Below are 21,802 nucleotides of genomic sequence, written 5' to 3'. Positions count from 1 at the left end.
CCCCGTCACTTTTTCTTACTTATCAACGCTGCGGAATGTCCACAGACGTGCCGCCGTAAAATTCCAGGCAACCACAATCACGGTGGCCACCACTTTTGCCCCCATCAACACGGGCCAGCTAAACTCACTCTTGCCTTGGCCTGTCGCGATTAGCTGGAGAATCTCGCTGGTCGTTCGCTGGGTATGCATCACGCCAAGACGCATCGCCAGTAGGATGGTCAGGGTCATGATGGTCAGGTTGAGCACCCAGCCGACCACATTCGTTGCGAGAAACTTGGGGTATTGCTTCTTACTATCTCCTTGGCGGTCTTGGAATGTCCAGCGACTATTCCAGATATATCCATTGGTTACCGCACAGAGAAAAGAGATAGTCCCGGCGACCGCTACAGGCATTCCCACACGAAAGTGAAGCAAGCTCAGTAAGCTCGCATCAATTATGAAGGAAGAGACCCCCACCAAACAAAACTTGATAAGCTGTCGGAAGCCTGGCCTCTGCAGTAGCTGTCGCACAGGCCATTATAACACGGCTAGCCCCCCACTGCCTCCAGTGCGAGTTTTCGGCTCTGCTCGGCCTGGAGGCGCAGCTCGGTCTCGATTGCCTCTTCTTGCTGGCGGTAGGCACTGGCCCCCTCGGGGTGGAGGGCGGCGAGGCCGTGGAGAATGCGCGGTAGATGACGCCGTGCCCCCGCCGCGGTCGCCCGGGCTAGCGCCTCCTCGAAGGTCGCCCGAGCCTCGGCGGGACGGTCCTGGCGCTGGTAGAAGGCTGCGGCCTGGCAGAGAGTCTCCAGGCGTCGCTCCAGGTCGCCCAGACGCTCGGTACGCTCCAGAGCACGGGTGAAGGCCGCCTCCGCCGCCTCGGGCATCCCCAGCTCATCACAGATCGTCCCCAGGTGCACTAAAAGCGAGAGCTCGACCTGACGATCCGTCCCGGCGCTCGCCAGCGCCAGAGCCTCCTCATTGACCCGAAGCGCCTCCTCGATCCTCCCCTGCTTGAGATAGGCCTCGCAGAGCGCGGCGAGCAAGTGGGGCCGCACGTAGCGATTCCCCAGCGCCTCCGCCAGAGCAAGGCAGGTCCCCAGATCGGCGATCGCCCCCTCTAGGTCTCCCGCCTCGCGCTTGATCCCGGCGATATTGGAGAGGCAGAAGACCTCGTACTCCTGGAACTGGTGCTGGCGCGCAATGGTCAGCCCCTCCAGCAGAAAGGCCATCGCCTGATCGTAGGTGCCGAGCTCCACACAGAGCGCCCCCAGGTTATTGAGGGCCGCGACCTCGCCCCGAAACTCGCCCTGCTGGCGCCGTAGCTGACGTGCCTGAAGGAGCAGTCGCATCGCCTCGGTGTAGTCGGTGGCCTTGCGACGGAGCGTGCTCAGGCCCAGCAGCGACGCCGCCTCGATATCGACCAGCCCAGCGCGGCGGCTCAGCTCCAGCGCATCTTGGTAGTCCTCGTCAGCCCCCTCAAGATCCGCCTGCACCAGCCGGCAGACGGCACGGTGCCGGAGCGCGCCGGCCTCGCCAGCCACATAGCCAATAGCCCGGGCTTCGTCGCAGGCCTGCTCCGCAAGCGCGAGACAGCGTGTCATGTCCGCCTGCACCAGGTACTCCGCGAGCTGATTGGCGGCATCGACCCGCTCCTTGGGTGTCGCCGCCTCCTTCCACTTTTGCTCCAACGCCTCCAACATTACGCGTTCTCCTCTATTTTTTCGTCGTCCCAGAGCCGAGCCAGCCGTGCCTTGATCTTTGCCTCAACCCCATTTTCCGTCGGCTGGTAGTAGTGCTCCCCGTCCGAGGGCAGCCCCTCGGGGAGGTAGTGCTGGTGCACAAATCCCCCCGGGTAGTCGTGGGGGTAGAGATAGCCCACCCCGTGTCCCAGTGCCTTCACTCCCTTGGCATGGCTATCGCGCAGCGGCTTGGGAATCCCCGAGAACGGCGCGTTTCGGACATCGTCTTGGGCGCGCCCTAGTGCCTTGGTGCAGGCATTCGACTTGGGGGCCGCCGCCAGGTAGAGCGTGACATGCGCCAGGTTCAGGCGACACTCGGGCAGACCAATCGTCTCGACCGCTTGAAAGCCCGCCATCGCGAGAGGGAGGGCACTGGGGTCGGCGCACCCGATGTCCTCCGACGCCAGCACCACGAGGCGGCGCGCCAGAAACCGTGGGTCCTCGCCGGCCTCGAGCATCCGTGCTAGGTAGTAGATCGCCGCATCGGGGTCCGAGCCGCGGATACTCTTGATCAGGGCCGAGGCCATGTCGTAGTGGGCATCCCCCGACTTATCGTAGCCAATCGCGCGCTGCCCGACTGCCTCCTCCGCATCGGCGAGGGTGATCTCCGTGCCCTCTGCCAGCGCGGCGGCCAGCTCTAGTGCGCCCAGCGCGGCCCGTGCATCTCCACTGGCCGCCGCCGCCAGATACCCAAGCGCTTGGGGCTCAATCGTCAGTGAGCGAGCACCGAGCCCGCGTTCAGTGTCGGTTAAGGCACGCCGGAGCAAGCCCGCCAGATCCTCCTCGCCGAGGGCTTGAAACGGGTAGAGCCGTGCCCGAGAGAGCAGCGGCGCATTGACCGAGAAGTAGGGATTCTCCGTGGTCGCCCCGATCAGGACAATGGTCCCATCCTCGACATGGGGCAGGAAGGCATCTTGCTGTGACTTATTGAAGCGGTGGATCTCATCGACAAAGAGCAGGGTGCGCTGGCGGTAGGCCTTGCGCCGCTCCCGAGCCGCCTCGATCAGCTTGCGCACCTCCGCCACGCCCCCCGTGACCGCGGAGAAGCTCTCAAAGTGACAGCGTGTGGAGCGCGCGATCAGCGACGCAAGGGTGGACTTCCCACAGCCGGGCGGCCCCCAGAAGATCACCGAGCGCAGCTCATCGCGCTCGATAGCCTGGCGTAGAGCCTTTCCCGTTGCGAGGAGGTGCTGCTGTCCGGCAAGCTCCTCCAGCACCACAGGGCGCATCCGTGCCGCAAGGGGTGCATCGGGGGAGGGAGCTTGAGACTGATTCTCCGGGGAGGGTAGTTTTTCGGTAAAGAGATCCATCACGACGTCGTCTTAAGTATGCCCCTCTGTTTGCCTAGCCAAACTAGTTTAGCATATACTGTAAAGAATGCGTCGTTTTGTTCGCTTCACGCTTCCGCTCCTTTTGATGCTGGGAATGATGTTCTATGTCTCGGGAGACTGGGGCTCCACCAAGCACACACGCCCCGCCCTCCGAAGCATCCTCTGGCGAGTCGCCCCCGCCCTAGCCGCCCGGCTCCACCCCGAGCAGGTCAATCGTATCGACTACGATATCCGCAAGACCGCCCATGTCACGGAGTACTGCCTCCTCGCCGTGCTGGCCTACCGTGCCGTTCGTCGCGATAGCCTGCAGTTCAAGAGCCGCCAGATCCTCTTTCCGATTCTTCTTGGCGTGGGCTACGCTGCGGGCGATGAGTGGCACCAGAGCTTTGTGCCGTCGCGCACCAGCTCGGTGGAGGACATTCTCTACGATAGCCTGGGCGTGATGATCGGCAGTGTGCTGTGCCAGTGGCGCTCCCAGCTCCAGCTGCTGAAACAAAACAGGCCCCACCCTCAGGGAGTGGAGCCTGTCGAGCGACCAGAGGTCTAGGCAGCTAGTGCTTGCGCCGTCGTAGCGCCAGCCCCGCCAGTCCGAGCGCGGCCAAGGCGAGAGTTCCTGGCTCCGGGACGGAGTTCGGGAGCGAGCCACTGCGCTGGGTTGCGGTTCCGGTGGCAACCGGGGCATTGGGGTCGATTAGCTTCAGATCCGCGGGGGACTCCGGCTGCTTGACCGAGCGGACAATCGCACCCGCCACCCCGGCGAGGGGGAGCAGAGGAAGCCCGGTCCGCGCGATGGAGCTCAATGGCTTCACCGGAGGCGGAGTCGGCTTGGGCTCGATAATGTTCGTGATTGGCTTCTCCGGCTCAGGGACCTTCGCGACCTTGATGGGGGTCTTGGGGGTAGCGAGGTCGAGCTCGCCGCCCTCGATCGCCTCTAGGCCGGCGGGCGCGACAATATTCGAGGCCACTTGCTGCAGCCCGCTCGGGGAGGCCAGGGGCTTGGGAATGCTCGCCGTGGGCTTCTTGGGCAGGACAGGGATCTTGGTCAGGAGCGGGTTAGAGCAGATCCACTTGAGGATCGGGCTTCCCTCACGGGTGGCCCAGACACGGGTTCCCTTCTTGAGGCTCATCTTCTTGCCGTAGATCAGCCCTGTCTTTGTCACCCCAAAGTTGGTCACGGGGGTGTCCTTGGGCAGGATATAGGGCACCAGGGCATCCTGAACAAACTCCACCACGCGCTCCTCGGGCAGGCCGAAGTGCTTGGCGATATTGACACGGAAGGTCCGGTTGGTCTTGAGCGACTCCACGAGCGCATCGGTTGTCAGAGCGGGGTCGTTGAGGAAGCGATCGCGGCCGGGGGCAACACGCTGCGGCTGAAAGGCGGGTAGGACGATACCTGCCGGCGAGAGGTCTGACTGCTGTGCATGGGCAGTATTTATCAGACCGGTGCCCACCAAAGTTGCTAAAGTTAGAATAGTGCAGGTTTTAGTTGGAGTTTTCATCTCGTTTTCTTCCGTTGCTGCTGGAGAGTATCACAAAAAGCCTGCCACAAAATTATCTAAACCCCAAAACCAGTATTTGTACTAAGCCAAACCCGTATTTTTAACACTGAAGCTACAGAACCTGGTGCACGAGAGCTGGCTCGTCTCGTGGCTCGCCCCCCACTTCCAGCGCCCCACGCACCGCGTCTTGAGCAAGGCGCGCCGCCTCTTGGGTCTCGGCATGGACCCGCACGACCGGCTGGCCCTCGACAAATTCTCCCAGGCGCACGAGGAGCTCCAGCCCCACGGCGGGGTTGATCGTGTCGTCTTTGCGGACGCGCCCGCCGCCCAGCCGCACAACCACCTCACCGAGCGCCTGGGTGTCGATCCGCTGGAGGTAGCCGGTCTCCGTGAGGGTGAGCTCCTCGACCATGAGAGCCTGGGGCAGAGTGGCCTCGGGGTCGCCGCCCTGTGCCCGCACCAGCCCGTCCCAGGCCCGTCGCCCCGCCCCAGACTCCAGAGCTTTCTGTGCGCGCCGCCGACCGTCGTCCAGAGCGCCCCCCTGCGCCAGCGCGATCCCCTGCCCCGCGAGCTCCAGGCAGAGTGCCTTGAGCCGAGGCTCGGCATCCCCCGGGCTCGTCAGGAGCGCGACCGCCTCCGCAACCTCCAGCGCATTGCCAATCGTCCGACCGAGCGGCTGGCTCATGTCGGTCACCAGCGCCCGTGCGCGCCGTCCACTGGCCTCGGCACCCGCGACCAGAGCCTCCGCCAGTGCGACAGCCTCGCTCTGGGTCTTCATCAGGGCACCGCTTCCCACCTTGACATCGAAGAGAAACGCGGGCGCGCCTCCCGCCAGCTTCTTGGAGAGGATCGAGGCGACAATCAGCGGGAGGCAGGCGACAGTCGCCGTGGCATCGCGCAGGGCATAGAGCTTCTTGTCGGCGGGGGCGAGCTGCGTGGTCTGCCCGACGATGCAGGCTCCGACCGCGCGCACCTGCGCCAGCATCTGCTCGACACTGCGCTCCACGGAGAGCCCTGGAATTGCCTCCAGCTTGTCGAGGGTTCCCCCCGTATGACCTAGCCCCCGCCCGCTCATCTTGCAGACCGGGACGCCCGCCGCAGCCAGAATCGGCACGACAATCAGGCTGGTCTTGTCCCCCACCCCACCCGTGGAGTGCTTGTCCAGCGCCCCGGGAAACCCTGAGAGGTCGAGCTGCTGGCCGGAGCGTGCCATCGCCAGGGTCAGGGCTACGGTCTCATCGGTGTTCATGCCACGCAGGTAGATCGCCATCAGGAGCGCGGCGGCCTGGTAGTCGGGGATCGTGCCGTGGGTGTAGGCGTCGATAAAGAACCCGATCTCCGCCTCGCTCAGTGCGGCACCATCGCGCTTCTTGGCCAGGATCTCTAGGATGTTCATGCCCTCAAGGATACCCTGCCCTCGCCCGTTGCTTCCCCTGCCTTCGCCCTCCCAGCACTGGAGTGGGAAGTCACGAGCCGGTATCATGCGTCACGTTTACCTTAGGAATCTTTCTTTGATGAAAAAAGCATTTACGCTCATTGAGCTCTTGGTAGTGATCGCCATTATCGCGATTCTCGCCGCCATTCTCTTCCCCGTCTTTGGCAAGGCCCGCGAGAAAGCCCGCCAGACCAGCTGCGTCTCCAATGTCCGCCAGATGGGAACCGCCTGGATGATGTATGTCCAGGACTACGACGAGACCTTTCCGCCCAATAACTCCCCCGCCGCCGCCAACTCCGAGTGGGCTCTTCGACCCGGTGGAGCGTTCCCCTGCAAGCCGTGCCGCCCGATCAATAAGGTCACCGGCAAGCCCTACGATCCCCGTGTCTTTGCCATGCCCTATGTCAAGAACGACCAGATGTTCCGCTGCCCCAGCGATGTGGGCATCCCCACCAGTATCGTGGACGAGCCCAGCAAGGGCCAGCCGGTCTGGAAGTCCGAGGGCTCCAGCTACTGCCTGAACACCGTGGTCAACCGCCTCGGGACCCTGGCTGCGATCCCCGAGCCCGCCGACACCTACATGGGCGCCGAGATTTATGGCTGGCACGGGGACGATGCCGCCAAGCGCTGGTCGACGGCAACGGGCCATCCCAACCGGGTCGCGTACTTTGTCGATGGCCATGCCCGGACGGTGGGTGAGGCATTTATCGCCAAGCAGTGTGCTCCTCCTGCAGCCCCCGGAGTCGGTCTTGTTCCCTAAGTCGCTGGCCGCACTCGTGCTCTTGGGCGCGCTGGTGCAGGGCTGTCAGCAAGCGGGCTCCCGCCTGCTCGGAAGCAAGCAGGCGGAGGCCAAGCCGTCGACGGTAGCGGCGCTCAAGACCGCCACCGCCCCCATCGCCCTCAAGGGAACCATGACCGATAAGTGCCCCACAGCGGCGTGCTGGTTCCACCTCAAAGACGCCACCGGGGTGGTCAAGGTCGATGTCAAGGCAGCAGGCTTCACGGTGACCGAGATCCCCAATGGCGCGGCCCTTCAGGTCTCCGGGCGCTACAACAAAGAGACCGACGAGGTCGAGGCCACCGGCGTCCGCTGGTGAAAAAGAGTGTCGTTGGTATTGTCGTGATTGGCCTGCTGGGCACCGCACTGGGCCTGGCCTACCTCCTCCACGACGATAGCGGCTCGGTGAAGACCACCTACGCCCGCGCCGATGCGTTCTCCCAGAAGGGCCAAGCGATGGTGCCCTGGCGCACGCCCCAGGCCGACATGGCAGCCTTCTTCCCCGGTGCGCCCCTCCCCGACTCCGCCGCCCCCAAGGTTGTCTCCCTCGCCGCACGCCGCGCTGAGATCATCCAGCGCCTCGGGAAAGAGACCCCGCTCGACTCCAATGCGCTCTATGTCTACCCCGTGCCCGGCCACGGCGCGGTTCTTCTGCGGCGCACCGCAGGCGAGTTTGGCGGTATCGAGATCGTGGTGGGTATCGGGAAGACCGGCGCGGTGGTCGGGGTGCGGCTCCAGCGCCACCGTGAGCCCCCCGAGATCGAGCGCGTCCTGGCCGCACCTAGCTTTCTGGGGGGCTTTGTGGGTAAAACGGCCCAGAGCGACTTCTCCCTCCCCGCCGCCACCCCCCCCGCCGCCCAAAAATCGGCGCGGGCGGTTCAGAGCGCGGTCCGAGCGCTCTTGATCGAATACGATGCTGGCACTCGCTCTTAAGAACCTGACACGCCGCCCCGTGCGCTCGCTGCTGACCCTCAGCGGGCTCGCCAGTGCGGTCGCTTTTCTTGTCTGCCTGCTGGCGTTCTCCGAGAGCTACCGGAGCGGGCTACGGCGGGAGCTCGATGGCATGGGGATGCAGCTCATGCTGGTTCCCCTGGGCTGCCCCTTCGATGCCGCAGCCCAGGTCCTCAAGGGTCGCGCCCTGGAGACATCGCTTCCCCAGAGCGCACTCACCCAGGCCCGCCGCGACCCCGCCGTGGCGCTGGCGTCCCCGGTCTTTGCCGCCGCCCTTCCCCGCCCGACTCTGGGCCGCACCGATCTCTGGGTGGGTGTGGACGATACCGCGCGGCAGCTGCGCTCCTGGTGGAGGCTCGCCGGGGGGCGCTGGCCCGAGAAGCCCGACGATGTCCTGCTCGGGGCGGAGGCAGCCCAGACCGAGCTGCGTGAGCCCGGCGACCGTCTCTACAGCCCCGAGACCGGGCGCACCTTCACGGTCTGTGGGGTCCTCACCCGAAGCGGCACCAGCGACGATAGCCAGTTCTTTGTGCCTCTGGCGACGGCGCAGGCGATGTTCCACCAGCCGGAGCGCCTCACCGCAGTCGCCGTGCGCCTCACCGATCCCGCACAGCTCGGGGCGGCGTCCAAGCGCCTCCAAGAGATTCCCGGTGCACAAGTAGTCACCCTCACCGAGATGATGGGGACCTTTCTCAACCTCATGGGAGCGGCTCGTGCCCTGATGCTCGGGGTGGCGCTGGTCGCGGTGGCCATTGGGGCGCTCACGGTCTTCAACACGCTCCTGGCCTCGACCCTGGAGCGTACCCGCGAGCTCGGTGTCCTTCGTGCGCTTGGGGTCTCGCGCGGCGCAGTCTTTGGCCTGGTCGCCCAAGAGGCCCTGCTTTTGGCTCTCCTGGGGACACTCGCGGGTTTTGCCCTCGCCACTCTGCTTGGGCCGGCAATCGAGCGCCTTGTCCGTCCGTTCCTCCCTCTCTCCCCCACGACTCCCCTGCCCGCGCTCACCCCCACCACCGTGGCGCAGTGCTTGGCGCTCATGCTCGGCGTGGGGCTGCTCGCGGGGCTCTTTCCGGCGTGGCGCGCCTGCCGTGTCCCGCCCGCGGAGGCACTGAGGCAGCGATGATCCACCTGGCTCTGATCAACCTCCTGCGTCAGCGGGTGCGCTCCCTGGTGACGGCGCTTGGGGTGGCGGTGGCGGTTGGGATGCTCTTCTTGCTCCTGGCCTTCCAGCGTGGCTACCAGAGCGGCCTGCGCACCGAGCTCGACCGGCTGGGAGCCCACCTGATTGTCGTCCCCAAGGGCTGCCCCTACGACTCTGCCTCCATCGCGCTCCATGGGGCGAGCTGGCCCTGCTACCTCAAGTCGGCCTACCTGACCGAGGTCGAGCACACGCCGGGGGTCCGTGTGGCCGCTCCCGTGCTGATGAACGCCTTCTTCGACCCCAAGACCGGTGGGCAGAGTGTCTACTGCGGGGTCACCGAGCGGATTCTGGCCCTGCGCCCTGGCTGGCGCTTTGCGGCGGGAGGCTTTCCCAAAGCGCCGGGCGGGCTGCTGATTGGCTCGGAGCTGGCCAAGACACGGGGCTGGTGGCTCGGGCAGCGTGTCGCGCTCCCCGGGATCGACAAGGGATCGGGAACGGTTGCCGGAATCCTGGAGCCAACACAAGGCCCCGACGATCTCTTTGTCTACCTGCCCCTCCCCGATGCCCAGCGGCTCTTTGGCCGCCCGGGCGCACTGACCCATATCCTCGTCCGCCTCGACAACCCGGATACCCTCGACTCCGTGGTCTCGGCGCTCCGGGGCTGTGAGGCGGGGCTGGAGATGACGGTCGTCCCGCTGGCGCATCTCTTTGAGACGATTCAGGGGCTGGTGCGGGCGACGCGGCTCCTGCTGGGTTGTATCGCGCTGGCGGCTCTGCTCTCCGCAGGCGCCGGGGTCGCCAACACGATCCTGATGGCGGTCTCGGAGCGCACCCGCGAGATCGGGGTCCTGCGTGCTGTGGGGGTTTCGAAGCAGGCGGTCTTTGGCATGATCTGGGTGGAGACACTCGCTCTCTGCCTCGCCGGGAGTGTCCTGGGAATCGGGCTCGCCCTGCTCGCGGCCACAGCGACCGAGAGCTGGCTCCGCGGCCTCTTGCCCTATGTCCCCACCGACCGCCTGATCGCCCCCGAGCTTGGGACAGGGCTACTCTGCCTTGCGGTTGGACCGGTCCTAGGGAGCCTCGCGGCGCTCCTGCCCGCCCTGCGCGCCGCGGCGCTCTCCCCCGCACTGGCCCTGAAGGAGGTTGTATGAGCCTGATCGAGGCACGGGAGCTCACCCGCCTCTACACCCGTGGCACGGAGACCGTCCGCGCCCTCGATAGCGTCACCTTCACGATCCACCCCGGCGAGTTTGTGGCGGTGGTCGGCCCAAGCGGCTCGGGCAAGTCCACGCTTCTCCAGCTCCTCGGGGGCATGGACCTGCCGTCGTCGGGGAGCCTGACCATCGCGGGCAAGGAGCTCTCCCGCCTCTCCGACACCGAGCGCACGACACTCCGCCGGGACACGCTCGGGTTTGTCTTCCAGGACTTTGGGCTCCTGCCCGTGCTGACCGTCGCGGAGAACATCGCGCTCCCGGCGGGCCTCGGCAAGGTCTCCCAGGCACCGTCGGTAGACTCCTTGCTAGAGCGGGTCGGGCTGAGCCACCGCAAGAACCACCGCCCCCACCAGCTCTCGGGTGGGGAGATGCAGCGGGTGGCGATTGCCCGAGCGCTGGTCCGTCGCCCAAAGATTCTCCTGGCCGACGAGCCCACGGGCAACCTCGACTCCGCGAGCGGCGCACGGATCCTCGAGCTGCTGCAAGAGCTCAACCAGCAAGAGGGAATCACCCTGGTCGTGGTCACCCACAACGACACCCTCGCCGCCGCTGCGGGCCGCGCGCTGGCGCTGAAAGATGGCAAGCTGGTCTAGACGCGATTCCGAGATGATTGGGTACAATCGGGCTCGTGCTCTTTCGCCGTCGTTTCGGGTTTAGCCCACCAGAGAAAGCCACTGCCGAGGGAATTGTCGGCATTGGTGGACCGCTCGATGTGCCGACCCTCCAGTGCGCCTACCGCCAAGGAATCTTTCCGTGGCCGCACACGGGCCTGCCCCTGCTCTGGTTCAACCCCGACCCCCGCGCGGTCCTGGACTTCGACGACCTCCACATCCCTGAGCGCCTCGCCCGCCGCCGCAAGAAGCTCCCCCTGCACTTCACGGTAGACACGGCCTTCGCGACGATCATCGCCTCCTGCCGCACCGCGCCCCGCCCCGGCCAGGAGGGAACCTGGATCACCCCCAAGATGGTCGCCGCGTTCCTGGCCCTACACGAGGTCGGCGATGCCCACAGTGTCGAGGCCTGGGACACCGAAGGAAACTTGGTGGCGGGTCTCTACGGCGTGACCGCGGGCGGTGTCTTCTCGGGCGAGAGCATGTTCCACACGGTCAGCGATGCCTCCAAGCTCTGTGTCTTGTTTCTGGTGGAGTACCTCAAGGAGCGCGGCGCCACCTGGATCGATATCCAGACCATGACCCCTCACTTTGAGATGCTCGGTGCTAAGGAGATCTCCCGCGATGACTACCTAGCACGCCTCGCCGCCGCCCAAGCCGCGCCGCTGGTGCTCTTTGATAAGGAACCAAAGCCCCCCATCGAGCGTTAGGGAGAGCACCATGCAAACCCCGACACCTCTGACTTTCCCCACGGTCCAAGCCGACAACCTGGAGGGCAAGACCCTGCGCTTCCCCCAGGACTTTGCGGGGACACACAACCTGGTCTTTGTGGCCTTCCAGCGCAACCAGCAGCGCGAGGTCGACACCTGGGTCCCCCTCGCCAAGGAGCTGATGCGGAAGCACCCCACCCTGCGCACCTACGAGTTCCCCGTGATCGGCAAAATGATCGGCATGATGCGCAGCTTTGTCAACAATGGCATGCGCCGCGGCATCCCCGACCCTGCCACCCGCGCGACCACCATCACGATCTACTCCGACAAGGGCGCGTTCATGCGGCCTCTTGGCCTCAAAGACCAGAAGAAAATCTACGCCTTCCTTGTCACCCCCAAAGGCGAGATTCTCTGGCAGACCGAAGGCCCCCGCACCGAGAGCGGCGAGAAGAGCCTCCGCGAGTTTCTGGACAAGGCAAGCAAACCTGGCGGATAATAAAGCGCCATGTCCTACGCCCTCAAGCTCCCCGAGCCAGCCGCTGAGCCCGCGACCCTCGAAGAGTACCTCGCCCGTGAGAAAGACGCAGAGCACAAAAGTGAGTTCTTCGGAGATCGCATCGTCGCCATGGCGGGTGCCTCGCCCGCCCACAATACCCTCGCCAGTAACTTTCTTATTGAGACGGGCCGCCAGCTTCTAGAAACCGAGTGCCAGTCTTATAACTCAGATCAGAAAGTCCGAGTGTTTGACGCAGGCCGCATTTTCTACCCCGACGCCAGCGTGGTATGCGAGGACGCGCACTTCGACGACGATGGGAGCCTCCGCAACCCCTTGGTGGTTGTCGAGGTACTCTCAGACTCTACAGAACATAAAGATCGCGTCGAAAAATGGCTTCACTACCAGCAGCTTGCCTCCCTCCGCGCCTATATTCTCATCGCACAAGATCAGATACTCGTCGAGGTCTTTGAGCGCCCCAACCCCGAGACCGACTGGACCTACCGCAGCTTCTCCCGCAAAGACGACCACTTCCCGCTCCACTGCCTCGGCATCACCCTCTCCGTCGCCGCCCTCTACCGCCGCGTCCCCGCCCCCGAGCCCCCTGACCCGCGTGCGGGGTAAATCAGCGCGTGTCGGAGGAAGATCAGAGCGTACCACAGGAAAATCAGACGGTGGATAAAGCATATCAGCGTATGTGAAACGTGAATCAGACTATGGAAACTCAAGATCAGCGTCTGCGGATAGCACATCAGACAGCGCGGCTAGTAGATCAGCACGTGCGGGAGCGCGATCAGCACGTGCGAATCCGTCCTCGCCTACCTCTACCCACACTGCATCTAAGCCACACCAGCAACACTTTTACGAAAATGGCCCCCTGGTGTTTGGACAGCACAATTAAAACAGCCACGGTATAATCTTTCCTGAGGAGCAAACGACTGTGCCAACGCTTACTTTGACGGTTTCGGAAGAGATCATTCGCCAGCTTGAGACCGAGGCGAAGGCCGCCGGTCGTGCAGCCGATGACTACGCCAGTGAGCGTTTCGCCACGGCGCTCCAGCTCCCCCAAAAACGACTTGCTCCCCATACCGTCTGGATTGAGAATACACCTGTCTACAACCCGCCTGCCTCACCCCCTAGCTGGCTTGAGACGATCAAACCGGAAAACGCAGACGGGGTAGAAGCCGCTGTGGGGCGGTGGCCAGGTGACGAAACCGACGAGGAAATCTCCCAGGCTCTGGAGCGTCTCTCCTGAATGGCTGCGCTCTACCTGCTGGACACCAACATCCTTGTCCACTATGTCCGAGGGGGCGCACTCCAGCAGCAGATTGAGCAGTCCTACCAGCTCTACCTCACACCGGAAGTGCCGCTCATCAGCTACGTCACCGAGGCTGAGCTACGCTCCCTCGCGATCCAGTTTGGCTGGGGGCCGGCCAAGCGCACGCAGCTTTCTTATCTCCTGGGCACTTTCCGCCGCATCCCGATTGAGGAACCTCAGATACTGGAAGCCTACGCCGAGATAGATGCCTACAGCGTGGCACAAGGCTTCGAGCTGGGCAAGAACGATGTCTGGATCGCCGCCACCGCACACGTCACCGGGGCCGTCCTCCTCACCACCGATAAAGACTTCAACCACCTCGACGGCAAGTTTCTCCAGCGCATCTGGATTGATCCTTCTCTTCCCATAAGCACCCCATGACTCCCGAAGACGCCCTCCTCGCCTACCTCTACCCGCGCCTCGTCGAGGCCCTCCAGACCTGGAAAGGCTTTGACGACATCTACGGAATCTGGATCATCCTTGCTCTCTATGAAGACGATCCAGCAAAACCTTCGTTGTCTCACCTGATGCCGCTTCGGCACTCCGTCGCGACTCCTGAGCGCATAGAGTCTTATTTTGGCTTTCCCTATGCGCCTGGTGTCGCAGACTACACAGTAAGTGCCTCCCTTGAACTGTGTGCCGATCCTTGGCCCCCCTTGAATGAACGGGAGCACTATTATGACGAGGATGGGTTCCACGATGGCGATCCCGACGGACTCCAACTCCGTGAGCAGTTCTTCGTCTGGCGACGTGCGCAACCCGATTATGTACCAATCTCAGATGCAGGGGCACAGATGGGAAATCCAGAGCTTACCAGCTTTCTAGAAATCTGTGGGACACTCATCCGGCGGCTGCATAGCGACGGCATACTGGAAAACCTTTTTGGACAGCCTGTCCCTGTCGGAATCAGCTTTAGTAATGATGTCAACGAGACAATCGCCTTGCCTGCCACAAGGGATAACAATCCCGACAGACTCTCCAAAGGTATGGAAGAGTTCATGCTTGGCAAGACCTACGAACAGATTGAGGGTGAGGCTGCATTTCGTACTGCGCTCCGTACACGTCCCGTGGAAGAGCAGGCTCAGTGGTGGTTTGAGGCTCTGCGTGGGCTACGAGGCTGGATGCAGGGCAAAGAAACAACCACTGAGTGGGAGCAAGCACAGGCAGCAGGGTTTATCGGGTTGCACCCCGATTGGAATGGCCCCGTAGCGAGTTCGCTAGCCGAGCGACTTGTGTCACAAGCAGAGCGACACCTCACTATCTTGTACACACCAGAACCCTCTTCTGAGCAAGACCTTGCTGAATATCTCATGATGGAGTTCTTCGGTCACGAAGGCTATCCAGAGCAACAGCAAAACATTGATGAGACCACCATCGAAAGACTTTACTCACTACTCAAACGCCTCTATGAAGAAAGCAAAAACGAGGAGCGTATCAGTTCAGCCCTCCAGCTTACTGCCCGCGCCCTCCACGCTCTGCGCCCTGAGCGTTTCCCGGTGGTGAAGTTTGGGGGGCGGAGAGAGAACGCGAATCGGCTATTGGAGCCGGAGCGTTTTGGCTTGGTCTGAGTCCTTGCGGAGCGTGTTGAGTTTCTCCAAGAGCTTCTGCGCATTGGGGGTGAGGTTGGGGTCTTTGGTGGCGATCACGCGCTCCGCATAGACCCGGGCTTCGTCGTTGCGCTGAGCAAACCGTAGATCCAATGCGGTGTCGAGGAGAAGCTGAGGGTTCTCGGGCTCGCGGAGCAGGGCGAGCTTGCGCTCCTCAATTGCCTTAGTAAAGTCCTTGCGCTGGCTGGCTTTCTCGGCGAGGTTGTAGTGGGCGATGGGATCGCCGGGGTCTTTCGCCAGCCGCGCCGCGACCTCGCTCTCGGAGAGCATTCCTGCGGCGGCAAACTGGGCGGCGCGGGCGGTCTCAAAAGGGGTCTTGCCATTCTTGATGGTGAAGAAAACCAGCGAGCCCCCAATAAAGATCAGCGGGAGGGCGACCACTCCGAGCAAAAAGCGACGCTTCATGGCACTCTCAACGCAAAACCAGCCCGCTTGGTTACGGGGGCTATAATGGCATGATGCGTCTCTCGGTGATTATTGTCCACTGGAACACAGCTCCTGATCTGCGGGAGTGTTTGACGGCGCTTCGGGAGTTTTCGTGGCGTGGCGGGGAGACGGAGATTGTTGTCGTGGACAATGCGTCGCGCGATGGCGCGGTGGCGATGCTGGCGGCGGAGTTTCCCGAGGTGCGGGTGATCGCAAACGCAGAAAATCTGATCTATGCCGCGGCGACGAACCAGGCGCTTCGTGCGGCGACGGGCGATTATTTTCTGTTGCTGAATCCCGATGCGTGTGTCACAGAAGGCGCGATTGACAAACTAATCGGGGCGCAAAAGGCGATTGTGGCAGCGAAATTAGTTTCGGATGATGGCTCGGTGCAGAAGTCCGTGCGGGCGTTTCCGACACCGCTGGCGACGATCACGGGAAGCTGGACGCGGCTGGCGTTTGACTATGAGAAGGCGGGGCCTGCGCCACAGCCGATGATGTCGTGCTTGCTGTTCACGCGAGCGGTCTACGAGAAGCTCGGGGGGCTGGATGAGCGCTTTCCGCTGTTCTTCAACGATGTGGACTGGAGCCTACGGACGGAACGGGCGGGGCTGGAAACGTGGTATATCCCGGAGGCAGTGGTGCGGCACGGGCACGGGGGAACTACCAAGCGCGTTCGGCGGTCTGCTGTCTGGGAGTCGCGGCGGGCCTGGCTGCGTTTCTTACATAAACACTTTGCGCGTGACCCGCTACGGCCTCTGGCGACAGTGGCGGTCACGCTGGACGCCTGGCGACGAACCGGGCGCTGGGGGAAATCGCTTGGAAAGAACGGGGGCGAGACCACGCCTGAGAGTCTGCGTCGTGAGCTGGAGAGCGAAGGACGACCTTCGTGAGTGCCTAAAAAGTGTCCGCGGCTGGGAGACCGTCGTGGTGGACAACGCGTCGGGCGATGGCAGTGCCGAAATGGTCGCGAGCGAGTTCCCCGAGGTCAAGCTTATCGCGCTCTCCGAGAACACCGGCTTCTCGGGCGGCAACAATCTCGCGCTGGAGGGCCTCGATGCCGACTACGCCCTACTCCTCAACTCCGATGCGACAGTCGAGCCGGGCGGGCTGGAGCGGCTTTTAGCCTTCGCCGATGCCACGCCCGATGCGGGCATTATCGGCCCCAAGGTCATCAACCCTGATGGCTCGATCCAGTACTCCTGTCGCCGCTGGCCCACGTTTGCTGCGGGGATGTTCCGCAATGTCTGGCTCGGGCGGCTCTTTCCGGGCAATAAGCCCGCGTCGGACTACCTGATGCAGGACTTCGACCATGCCAGTGTCCGCGATGTCAACTGGGTCTCGGGGTGTGCCCTGCTCATCCGAAAAACCTGCCTGGAGCAGATCGGCCTGCTTGATGCCGAGACATTCTTCATGTACTGTGAGGACATGGACTGGTCTCTCCGCGCGCACCAAGGCAACTGGCGCGTCGTCTTTTTCCCTGGCTGCGTCGTCACGCACGCCATCGGGAAGTCCTCGGACAACGCCGCCGAGCGCATGATCCGCGAGCACTCCCGCTCGATGTGGCGCTTCTGGAAAAAGCACCGTGCCTTCTTCGCCGATAAAGTCCCCGCGCTCCTACAGCCCTTTGTCTGGTCGGGGATCTGGCTCCGTGCCTACGTCCGCATCGCCAAGCGCCGCCTGACCGGGGTGGGCAAGCGAGACTGGAGACCCAAGAAGTGATCCAGAAAGTCGGACTCTACGCCCTCCTGCTCGCCTTGGCGCTCGCCCCTTTTCTAGGAGGCAACCCTGCCGGCGAGCAGTATGGCAGCGATGCGGGCCTCGGGGCGCTACGGATTCTGGTGCTGATCGCGGCGCTTTTGGCCCCATCCCCTAGCCCCACGACGACCTCCCCCGACCGCTCTACCTCCCCCGGCTCGCTTAGGCTCGCCACCCCCTCCGGCTTCGCGAAGGGGGGCTTGGGTTTGTGGCTGGCGGTGGGCTGGGCGGCGCTGTCGCTGCTGGTGCACTCCAAGTTTTTCACCTCGCAGACGCTCCTCTTTGCGCAGATTCCGGCGGTGCTGGACCTGCTCTGCGGCGCGCTGGTCTTCTCGCTGGCCGCAAAGTCCGACGAGGGCCAGCGGCAGAAGCTTGGCATTGCGCTGGTGATAGGGCTGGGGATTCACTCCCTGATGGCGGCGCAGCAGTACGGAGACCATAAGAGGGTCGGTGAGGACTGGTTCCGCGCCACAGGGCTGTTTTTCTCCGCGAACTTCTCGGCGGGCTTTCTGGCTCTGCTCCTCCCGCTCGCCTTTGCGCTCTGCCTACGTGCCACGCACCGGCTCGCCGCACTCGGCTTCGGAGTCGCCAGTGTGCTAGGCTTTGGCGCCCTGATCGCCAGCGGCAGCCGTGTGGGAATAGTGGCGGCTCTCCTGGGGCTTGTCATCGCGTTGATTATCGCCAACCCGCTTGCCCCTGCCCAGCGGGGAAATCTCCCCCGCTTGGGCGTGCTCCTGCTCGCCTGTCTCGTGCTGGGCTTTGGGTTCAAGGGGGCGCTGACCTCGCGCGCCACCAAGACCGGCGGGCAGACCGACACGGCACGCAAGTCCCCGCTCGACGATCCCTTCCGCACGTGGACATGGCGAGGAACGGGAAAAATGGCGCTGGCGAACCCGGTCTTTGGCACCGGCCCGGGGACGTTCTCCGCGGTCTACCCACGCTACGCCGAGGTCAAGCTCACCGGCCATGCCCACCAGTCCTACCTGCAGCTCGCCGCTGAGAGCGGCATCCCCGCTCTACTTGGAGCCCTCGCCACGGTACTTCTCACGATTCTGGCCGCCCTTCGAGGAGCTCGTGAGAGGCTGCTCACTGGTGCCCTGCTCGGCGGTGTTATCGCCGCACTCCTCCGTGGCTTCTTCGACTCCGAGTGGAGCATCCTCGGCAACGCCCTCCCGTTCTGGACCGTCCTCGGCCTTATCATTGCCCAAGCCCCTCTTCCCGCGACGAAGGCGCAAACAGGGGAAGAGGGGCAGCGCTCTAAGGCGCGGGGAGATGGCGCGCAGCGGGCTGGCATTCGGGTTCCTGCCGCCCTAGGCCTGCTCTTTGCGCTCCTCAACCAAGCCAGCATCTACCCGCCTACACCGGGGCCGTTGGCGGCCGCGGGGAAGCTCGCCGAGGCGGCGGAGCTGGAGCCGACTCCGCGCTGGCACTTCCGCATGGCCCGCATCGCCGAGCAGCAAGGGGATCTCGCAAAAGCGGTCGCCGAGTTTGAGCGCGCACGTCAAGCCGATCCCAACGACCTATCGACCCTACGCGCCCTCGCCGAGACCAAAGAGAAAGCGGGCGATAATGAGGGTGCCAAGACCACCTGGCAGCAGCTCATCGCGGTCTCCGAGGGGCCGGCGGGGAAGTACCGCGCCATCAGCGAGATCACCGAGCTCGCTCCGGCCTACGCCTACGCCGCTCTGGGAGACTGGGGCAAGTGCGCCGATATTATTGTCGCCCACTCCTACACGGAACCAATCTACCAGCTCCAGGCATACAATGTCGTGGAGACCGATCCGGCCAAAGCCTTGGAGCGGGGGCGCACGCGGCACGCCAGCTTGCTCGCCCTTTTTGAGACCGCGATGAGCCATCTTCCCGAGCGCAGCCAAGAAAAAACAGAAACTCTGGCACGCTTAGAGAAGTTCTTCCCTTGACCTGTATCTATCGAGAACATCGACGCGGTACAATAATAAATCGGTAAACGAATGAAGACACTGCTGGATTTCCATGGCCCCAACGCCGGGTACGCCCTTGATCTGTACGAACAATATCAGCGCGACCCTGCCTCCGTCGATGCAGAGACACGCGCTTTCTTTAGCCAGGGTTTCTCCCCGGATAGCCCCCCGAGTGCGCCACCAAGCACGGGGAGCCCCGCCCCCGAGCCCCTGACTGCCAACCAGGTCGAGGTGATCGTCCGGGTGGGTAGGATCGCACGGCTCGTCCGAGAGATGGGCCACTCCGAAGCGACCCTCGACCCGCTCGGCATCCACCCTCCCCCCGGCGACCCCGAGCTCTCCCTGAGCTACCACGGGCTCACCGAGGCCGATATCGCGTCCCTACCGGCCAGCGTGGTCGGTGGTCCTTGTGCGGAGGGCGCGGCCAACGCGCTCGAAGCGCTCAACCGGCTCCGGGCAGTCTACTCCGGCACGGTGGGCTACGAAGACGACCACATCCAGATCCCGGAGGAGCGCAACTGGTTCCGCGAGGCGGTCGAGAGCCAGCGCTACTTTGCGACCATCACCGACGAGGACCGTAAGACGCTTCTGGAGCAGCTCACGGCGGTCGATAGCTTCGAGCAGTTTCTGGAGCGCGTCCAGCCCTACAAGGGACAGAAGCGCTTCTCCATCGAGGGGATCGACATGCTGGTTCCCGTGCTCAACACCCTCATCCACGAGGCCGCGAAGGCGGGAACCCGTGAGCTGGTGATGGGCATGGCGCACCGCGGGCGTCTCAATGTCCTCACCCATGTGCTGGGCAAGCCCTACGCCCAGATCCTGGCCGAGTTCCCCACCGACCCCCGCGCCATCGATGCGCTCGAGGGCTCCGGCGGCGAGACCCATGCCTACACGGGCGATGTGAAGTACCACAAGGGCTTCCGGCTGACCTACAAGAACGGCGGCTCGGTCTCGATGCCCGTGACACTGGCTCCCAACCCCAGCCACCTGGAGTTTGTCAACCCCGCCGTGGTCGGGCGGGCGCGTGCGGCGCAAGAGAGCCGCGACAGTGCCGGTCAGCCCAAGCGCGATATCCTGGCATCGCTTGCCGTACAGGTCCATGGCGATGCGGCCTTCCCCGGCCAGGGCGTGGTCGCCGAGACCCTGAACCTCTCCCAGCTCTCGGGCTACCGGGTGGGGGGGACGATCCATATCATCGCCAACAACCAGATCGGCTTCACCACCAACCCCACCGATGGCCGCTCGACCATGTACGCCAGCGACCTGGCCAAGGGCTTTGAGATCCCCATTATCCACGTGAACGCCGACGATCCCGAGGCGTGTCTGGCGGTGACCCGACTGGCCGTGGCGTACCGGCAGAAGTTCGGAAAAGACTTCCTGATCGACCTGGTCGGCTACCGGCGGCTCGGGCATAACGAGCAGGAAGAGCCCGCCTTCACCCAGCCCCGGATGTACGAGAAGATTCGCTCGTTCTCGCGCCTCTACGCCAAGTGGGGCCAGGAGCTGGTGAAGCGTGGTCTGCTCACCGAGGCGGAGGTCAAGGCGCTCAGCGATGCGGCGTGGCAGCGGCTGGAAGAGGCCAAGGCGATCGCGCTGGAGACCGGCTACCCCAAGCACGAGGACCACCCCCACACCGAGGGCGATCCCTGGCAGGTGGCCACGGCGGTTCCCGCCGAGCGCCTCGCCGCAACCAATGCCTTCCTGAATGCGGTCCCCGAGAGCTTCACGATCGACAGCAAGCTGGAGAAGGCATTTTTGGGCGGCCGGCGCACGGCCCTGGATGGCGAGCGTAAGATTGTCTGGGCCCACGCCGAGGCGCTGGCCTACGCATCAATTCTGGAAGAAGGCACGCCGATCCGCCTGACCGGCCAGGACACGCAGCGCGGTACCTTCACCCAGCGCCAGCTTGTCTGGCACGATATCCAAAGCGGCAAGACCTACTGCGCCCACCAGCACCTTCCCGGCGCGACAGCATCCCTGGCGGTCTACAACTCACCCCTCTCTGAGACCGCGGCACTGGGCTTTGAGTACGGCTACTCCGTGCACGCCGAGGGGACCCTCGTGCTCTGGGAGGCGCAGTTTGGCGACTTTGTCAATGGCGCGCAGGTGATTATCGACCAGTTCATTGTCAGCGGCAAGGCCAAGTGGGAACAAAACCCGACCGTGGTCCTGCTCCTGCCCCACGGCTACGAAGGCGCCGGCCCCGAGCACTCATCGGCGCGCCTGGAGCGCTTCCTGCTCCAGTGTGCGGGCGACAACCTGCGGGTGGCGAACTGCTCGACCGCCGCGCAGTACTTCCACCTGCTCCGCCGCCAGGCCGCGACCCTCAAGACCGACCCGCGCCCCCTCGTGGTGATGACCCCCAAGAGCCTCCTGCGCCACGCCCGCGCCGCCGCGACCGTCACCGAGCTTGCCGAGGGCGGCTTCCAGGCGGTCCTCGACGATACCCGGGACCCAGGGCGCAAGAAAAACGTGACACGCCTGGTGCTCTGCTCAGGGAAGGTCTACTACGACCTGGTCTATGGTGCGGCCCCGCAGTACACCGAGCGGCCGGACTATCTCGCGGCGGAGGGCGTGGCGATTGCCCGTGTGGAGCAGCTCTACCCCTTCCCCAGCGAAGACCTAGAGGCACTTGTCGCCAGCTACCCGTCGGTGCAGGAAGTGGTCTGGCTGCAAGAGGAGCCGCAGAACATGGGCGCCTGGACCTTTGTCGCGCCTCGCCTGGAGAAGCTCCTGGGCTTCAAGCCACGCTACATCGGGCGGCCTGAGGAAGCGAGCCCCGCCGAGGGCTCCCAGACCACCCACAACACCGAACAGCACCGGATCGCCACTGAGGCGTTCCTCAATGTCCCTGCAAGAAAGAGAGCAAAGTAGA

Annotated in this window: 23 protein-coding genes; 17 read left to right on the top strand and 6 right to left on the bottom strand. The window is 64.0% G+C overall.

From position 1 onward, the window contains the following. Window positions 1–15: 15 nt before the first annotated feature. The 3 genes from HNQ39_RS15530 to HNQ39_RS15520 are packed head-to-tail and all read right to left on the bottom strand — an operon-like array spanning window position 16 to window position 3,028. A complete protein-coding gene (locus HNQ39_RS15530; RefSeq protein WP_184198078.1) occupies window positions 16–510 on the bottom strand; it encodes a GtrA family protein in 495 nt (164 codons plus the stop codon). A gap of 17 nt (window positions 511–527) precedes the next feature. Then, window positions 528–1,679, bottom strand: a complete 1,152-nt coding sequence (locus HNQ39_RS15525) for a tetratricopeptide repeat protein (RefSeq protein ID WP_184198075.1) — start codon at window positions 1,677–1,679, stop codon at window positions 528–530. Next, window positions 1,679–3,028 carry a replication-associated recombination protein A gene (locus HNQ39_RS15520; RefSeq protein ID WP_184198072.1) on the bottom strand — a complete coding sequence of 450 codons (1,350 nt, stop codon included), beginning with the start codon at window positions 3,026–3,028 and terminating at the stop codon, window positions 1,679–1,681. The genes HNQ39_RS15525 and HNQ39_RS15520 overlap by 1 nt, the downstream gene beginning before the upstream one ends. A gap of 67 nt (window positions 3,029–3,095) precedes the next feature. Between HNQ39_RS15520 and HNQ39_RS15515 the strand changes: the two genes are divergently transcribed. Next, window positions 3,096–3,596: a VanZ family protein gene (locus tag HNQ39_RS15515; protein WP_184198069.1), complete on the top strand. Its 501-nt coding sequence runs from the start codon at window positions 3,096–3,098 to the stop codon at window positions 3,594–3,596. Window positions 3,597–3,600: 4 nt separating this feature from the next. On the opposite strand, the gene HNQ39_RS29655 is transcribed toward HNQ39_RS15515, so the two are convergent. After that, window positions 3,601–4,548, bottom strand: a complete 948-nt coding sequence (locus HNQ39_RS29655; protein ID WP_221290053.1) for a PEP-CTERM sorting domain-containing protein — start codon at window positions 4,546–4,548, stop codon at window positions 3,601–3,603. 112 nt (window positions 4,549–4,660) lie between these two features. Beyond that, the gene (locus HNQ39_RS15505; protein ID WP_221290051.1) at window positions 4,661–6,031 is read right to left on the bottom strand and encodes a thymidine phosphorylase; all 1,371 of its coding nucleotides are present in this window, start codon (window positions 6,029–6,031) and stop codon (window positions 4,661–4,663) included. A 31-nt stretch (window positions 6,032–6,062) separates the two neighbouring features. Between HNQ39_RS15505 and HNQ39_RS15500 the strand changes: the two genes are divergently transcribed. The 12 genes from HNQ39_RS15500 to HNQ39_RS15445 all read left to right on the top strand — a co-directional run bounded on the left by HNQ39_RS15500 (window position 6,063) and on the right by HNQ39_RS15445 (window position 14,764). Then, the gene (locus HNQ39_RS15500; protein WP_184198066.1) at window positions 6,063–6,743 is read left to right on the top strand and encodes a DUF1559 family PulG-like putative transporter; all 681 of its coding nucleotides are present in this window, start codon (window positions 6,063–6,065) and stop codon (window positions 6,741–6,743) included. Further along, window positions 6,703–7,080 carry a single stranded DNA-binding domain-containing protein gene (locus HNQ39_RS15495; RefSeq protein ID WP_184198063.1) on the top strand — a complete coding sequence of 126 codons (378 nt, stop codon included), beginning with the start codon at window positions 6,703–6,705 and terminating at the stop codon, window positions 7,078–7,080. Before HNQ39_RS15500 ends, HNQ39_RS15495 begins: the two co-directional genes overlap by 41 nt. Next, window positions 7,077–7,694: a hypothetical protein gene (locus HNQ39_RS15490; RefSeq protein ID WP_184198060.1), complete on the top strand. Its 618-nt coding sequence runs from the start codon at window positions 7,077–7,079 to the stop codon at window positions 7,692–7,694. Before HNQ39_RS15495 ends, HNQ39_RS15490 begins: the two co-directional genes overlap by 4 nt. Beyond that, entirely contained in the window at window positions 7,675–8,832 is a 1,158-nt protein-coding gene (locus HNQ39_RS15485; protein WP_184198057.1) for an ABC transporter permease, read from the top strand. The genes HNQ39_RS15490 and HNQ39_RS15485 overlap by 20 nt, the downstream gene beginning before the upstream one ends. Beyond that, window positions 8,829–10,001, top strand: a complete 1,173-nt coding sequence (locus tag HNQ39_RS15480; RefSeq protein WP_184198054.1) for an ABC transporter permease — start codon at window positions 8,829–8,831, stop codon at window positions 9,999–10,001. The genes HNQ39_RS15485 and HNQ39_RS15480 overlap by 4 nt, the downstream gene beginning before the upstream one ends. Further along, window positions 9,998–10,657, top strand: a complete 660-nt coding sequence (locus HNQ39_RS15475; protein WP_184198050.1) for an ABC transporter ATP-binding protein — start codon at window positions 9,998–10,000, stop codon at window positions 10,655–10,657. The genes HNQ39_RS15480 and HNQ39_RS15475 overlap by 4 nt, the downstream gene beginning before the upstream one ends. Before the next feature lie 35 nt (window positions 10,658–10,692). Then, entirely contained in the window at window positions 10,693–11,385 is a 693-nt protein-coding gene (gene aat / locus HNQ39_RS15470) for a leucyl/phenylalanyl-tRNA--protein transferase (RefSeq protein WP_184198046.1), read from the top strand. Between the two features lie 10 nt (window positions 11,386–11,395). Beyond that, window positions 11,396–11,881 carry a hypothetical protein gene (locus HNQ39_RS15465; protein ID WP_184198043.1) on the top strand — a complete coding sequence of 162 codons (486 nt, stop codon included), beginning with the start codon at window positions 11,396–11,398 and terminating at the stop codon, window positions 11,879–11,881. 9 nt (window positions 11,882–11,890) lie between these two features. Beyond that, the gene (locus tag HNQ39_RS15460) at window positions 11,891–12,502 is read left to right on the top strand and encodes a Uma2 family endonuclease (RefSeq protein ID WP_184198040.1); all 612 of its coding nucleotides are present in this window, start codon (window positions 11,891–11,893) and stop codon (window positions 12,500–12,502) included. A gap of 316 nt (window positions 12,503–12,818) precedes the next feature. Further along, complete coding sequence (locus HNQ39_RS15455) at window positions 12,819–13,133, top strand: hypothetical protein (RefSeq protein ID WP_184198037.1); 315 nt, start codon at window positions 12,819–12,821, stop codon at window positions 13,131–13,133. Beyond that, complete coding sequence (locus HNQ39_RS15450; RefSeq protein ID WP_184198034.1) at window positions 13,134–13,577, top strand: type II toxin-antitoxin system VapC family toxin; 444 nt, start codon at window positions 13,134–13,136, stop codon at window positions 13,575–13,577. Next, a complete protein-coding gene (locus HNQ39_RS15445; RefSeq protein ID WP_184198031.1) occupies window positions 13,574–14,764 on the top strand; it encodes a hypothetical protein in 1,191 nt (396 codons plus the stop codon). The genes HNQ39_RS15450 and HNQ39_RS15445 overlap by 4 nt, the downstream gene beginning before the upstream one ends. Here the strand turns inward: HNQ39_RS15445 and HNQ39_RS15440 are convergent. Then, on the bottom strand, window positions 14,732–15,208 hold the full coding sequence (locus HNQ39_RS15440) for a tetratricopeptide repeat protein (RefSeq protein ID WP_184198028.1): 477 nt from the start codon (window positions 15,206–15,208) through the stop codon (window positions 14,732–14,734). The genes HNQ39_RS15445 and HNQ39_RS15440 overlap by 33 nt on opposite strands. A gap of 50 nt (window positions 15,209–15,258) precedes the next feature. On the opposite strand from HNQ39_RS15440, the gene HNQ39_RS15435 reads away from it, so the two are divergent. The 4 genes from HNQ39_RS15435 to HNQ39_RS15420 are packed head-to-tail and all read left to right on the top strand — an operon-like array spanning window position 15,259 to window position 21,801. Beyond that, entirely contained in the window at window positions 15,259–16,122 is an 864-nt protein-coding gene (locus HNQ39_RS15435) for a glycosyltransferase family 2 protein (protein WP_184198025.1), read from the top strand. Beyond that, a complete protein-coding gene (locus HNQ39_RS15430; RefSeq protein WP_184198022.1) occupies window positions 16,091–16,951 on the top strand; it encodes a glycosyltransferase in 861 nt (286 codons plus the stop codon). Before HNQ39_RS15435 ends, HNQ39_RS15430 begins: the two co-directional genes overlap by 32 nt. Then, window positions 16,948–18,906: an O-antigen ligase family protein gene (locus HNQ39_RS15425; protein WP_184198019.1), complete on the top strand. Its 1,959-nt coding sequence runs from the start codon at window positions 16,948–16,950 to the stop codon at window positions 18,904–18,906. The genes HNQ39_RS15430 and HNQ39_RS15425 overlap by 4 nt, the downstream gene beginning before the upstream one ends. A 51-nt stretch (window positions 18,907–18,957) precedes the next feature. Next, window positions 18,958–21,801 (top strand): 2-oxoglutarate dehydrogenase E1 component, encoded by a 2,844-nt coding sequence (locus HNQ39_RS15420; protein ID WP_184198016.1) that lies wholly within the window; start codon window positions 18,958–18,960, stop codon window positions 21,799–21,801. The last annotated feature ends 1 nt before the right edge of the window (window position 21,802 follow it).

The sequence above is a fragment of the Armatimonas rosea genome, assembly GCF_014202505.1.
Lineage (GTDB): Bacteria > Armatimonadota > Armatimonadia > Armatimonadales > Armatimonadaceae > Armatimonas > Armatimonas rosea.
Note: the sequence above shows the minus strand (reverse complement) of the source record. Positions and strands in the feature narration are given on the sequence as shown.

What these genes read in the sequence shown, in the direction of transcription:
- HNQ39_RS15525 (WP_184198075.1), bottom strand. Translation starts at nt 1,679, where the DNA reads ATGTTGGAGGCGTTGGAGCAAAAGTGGAAGGAGGCGGCGACACCCAAG.
- HNQ39_RS15520 (WP_184198072.1), bottom strand. Translation starts at nt 3,028, where the DNA reads ATGGATCTCTTTACCGAAAAACTACCCTCCCCGGAGAATCAGTCTCAA.
- HNQ39_RS15515 (WP_184198069.1), top strand. Translation starts at nt 3,096, where the DNA reads ATGCGTCGTTTTGTTCGCTTCACGCTTCCGCTCCTTTTGATGCTGGGA.
- HNQ39_RS29655 (WP_221290053.1), bottom strand. Translation starts at nt 4,548, where the DNA reads ATGAAAACTCCAACTAAAACCTGCACTATTCTAACTTTAGCAACTTTG.
- HNQ39_RS15505 (WP_221290051.1), bottom strand. Translation starts at nt 6,031, where the DNA reads ATGATACCGGCTCGTGACTTCCCACTCCAGTGCTGGGAGGGCGAAGGC.
- HNQ39_RS15500 (WP_184198066.1), top strand. Translation starts at nt 6,063, where the DNA reads ATGAAAAAAGCATTTACGCTCATTGAGCTCTTGGTAGTGATCGCCATT.
- HNQ39_RS15485 (WP_184198057.1), top strand. Translation starts at nt 7,675, where the DNA reads ATGCTGGCACTCGCTCTTAAGAACCTGACACGCCGCCCCGTGCGCTCG.
- HNQ39_RS15480 (WP_184198054.1), top strand. Translation starts at nt 8,829, where the DNA reads ATGATCCACCTGGCTCTGATCAACCTCCTGCGTCAGCGGGTGCGCTCC.
- HNQ39_RS15475 (WP_184198050.1), top strand. Translation starts at nt 9,998, where the DNA reads ATGAGCCTGATCGAGGCACGGGAGCTCACCCGCCTCTACACCCGTGGC.
- HNQ39_RS15465 (WP_184198043.1), top strand. Translation starts at nt 11,396, where the DNA reads ATGCAAACCCCGACACCTCTGACTTTCCCCACGGTCCAAGCCGACAAC.
- HNQ39_RS15460 (WP_184198040.1), top strand. Translation starts at nt 11,891, where the DNA reads ATGTCCTACGCCCTCAAGCTCCCCGAGCCAGCCGCTGAGCCCGCGACC.
- HNQ39_RS15450 (WP_184198034.1), top strand. Translation starts at nt 13,134, where the DNA reads ATGGCTGCGCTCTACCTGCTGGACACCAACATCCTTGTCCACTATGTC.
- HNQ39_RS15445 (WP_184198031.1), top strand. Translation starts at nt 13,574, where the DNA reads ATGACTCCCGAAGACGCCCTCCTCGCCTACCTCTACCCGCGCCTCGTC.
- HNQ39_RS15440 (WP_184198028.1), bottom strand. Translation starts at nt 15,208, where the DNA reads ATGAAGCGTCGCTTTTTGCTCGGAGTGGTCGCCCTCCCGCTGATCTTT.
- HNQ39_RS15435 (WP_184198025.1), top strand. Translation starts at nt 15,259, where the DNA reads ATGATGCGTCTCTCGGTGATTATTGTCCACTGGAACACAGCTCCTGAT.
- HNQ39_RS15420 (WP_184198016.1), top strand. Translation starts at nt 18,958, where the DNA reads ATGAAGACACTGCTGGATTTCCATGGCCCCAACGCCGGGTACGCCCTT.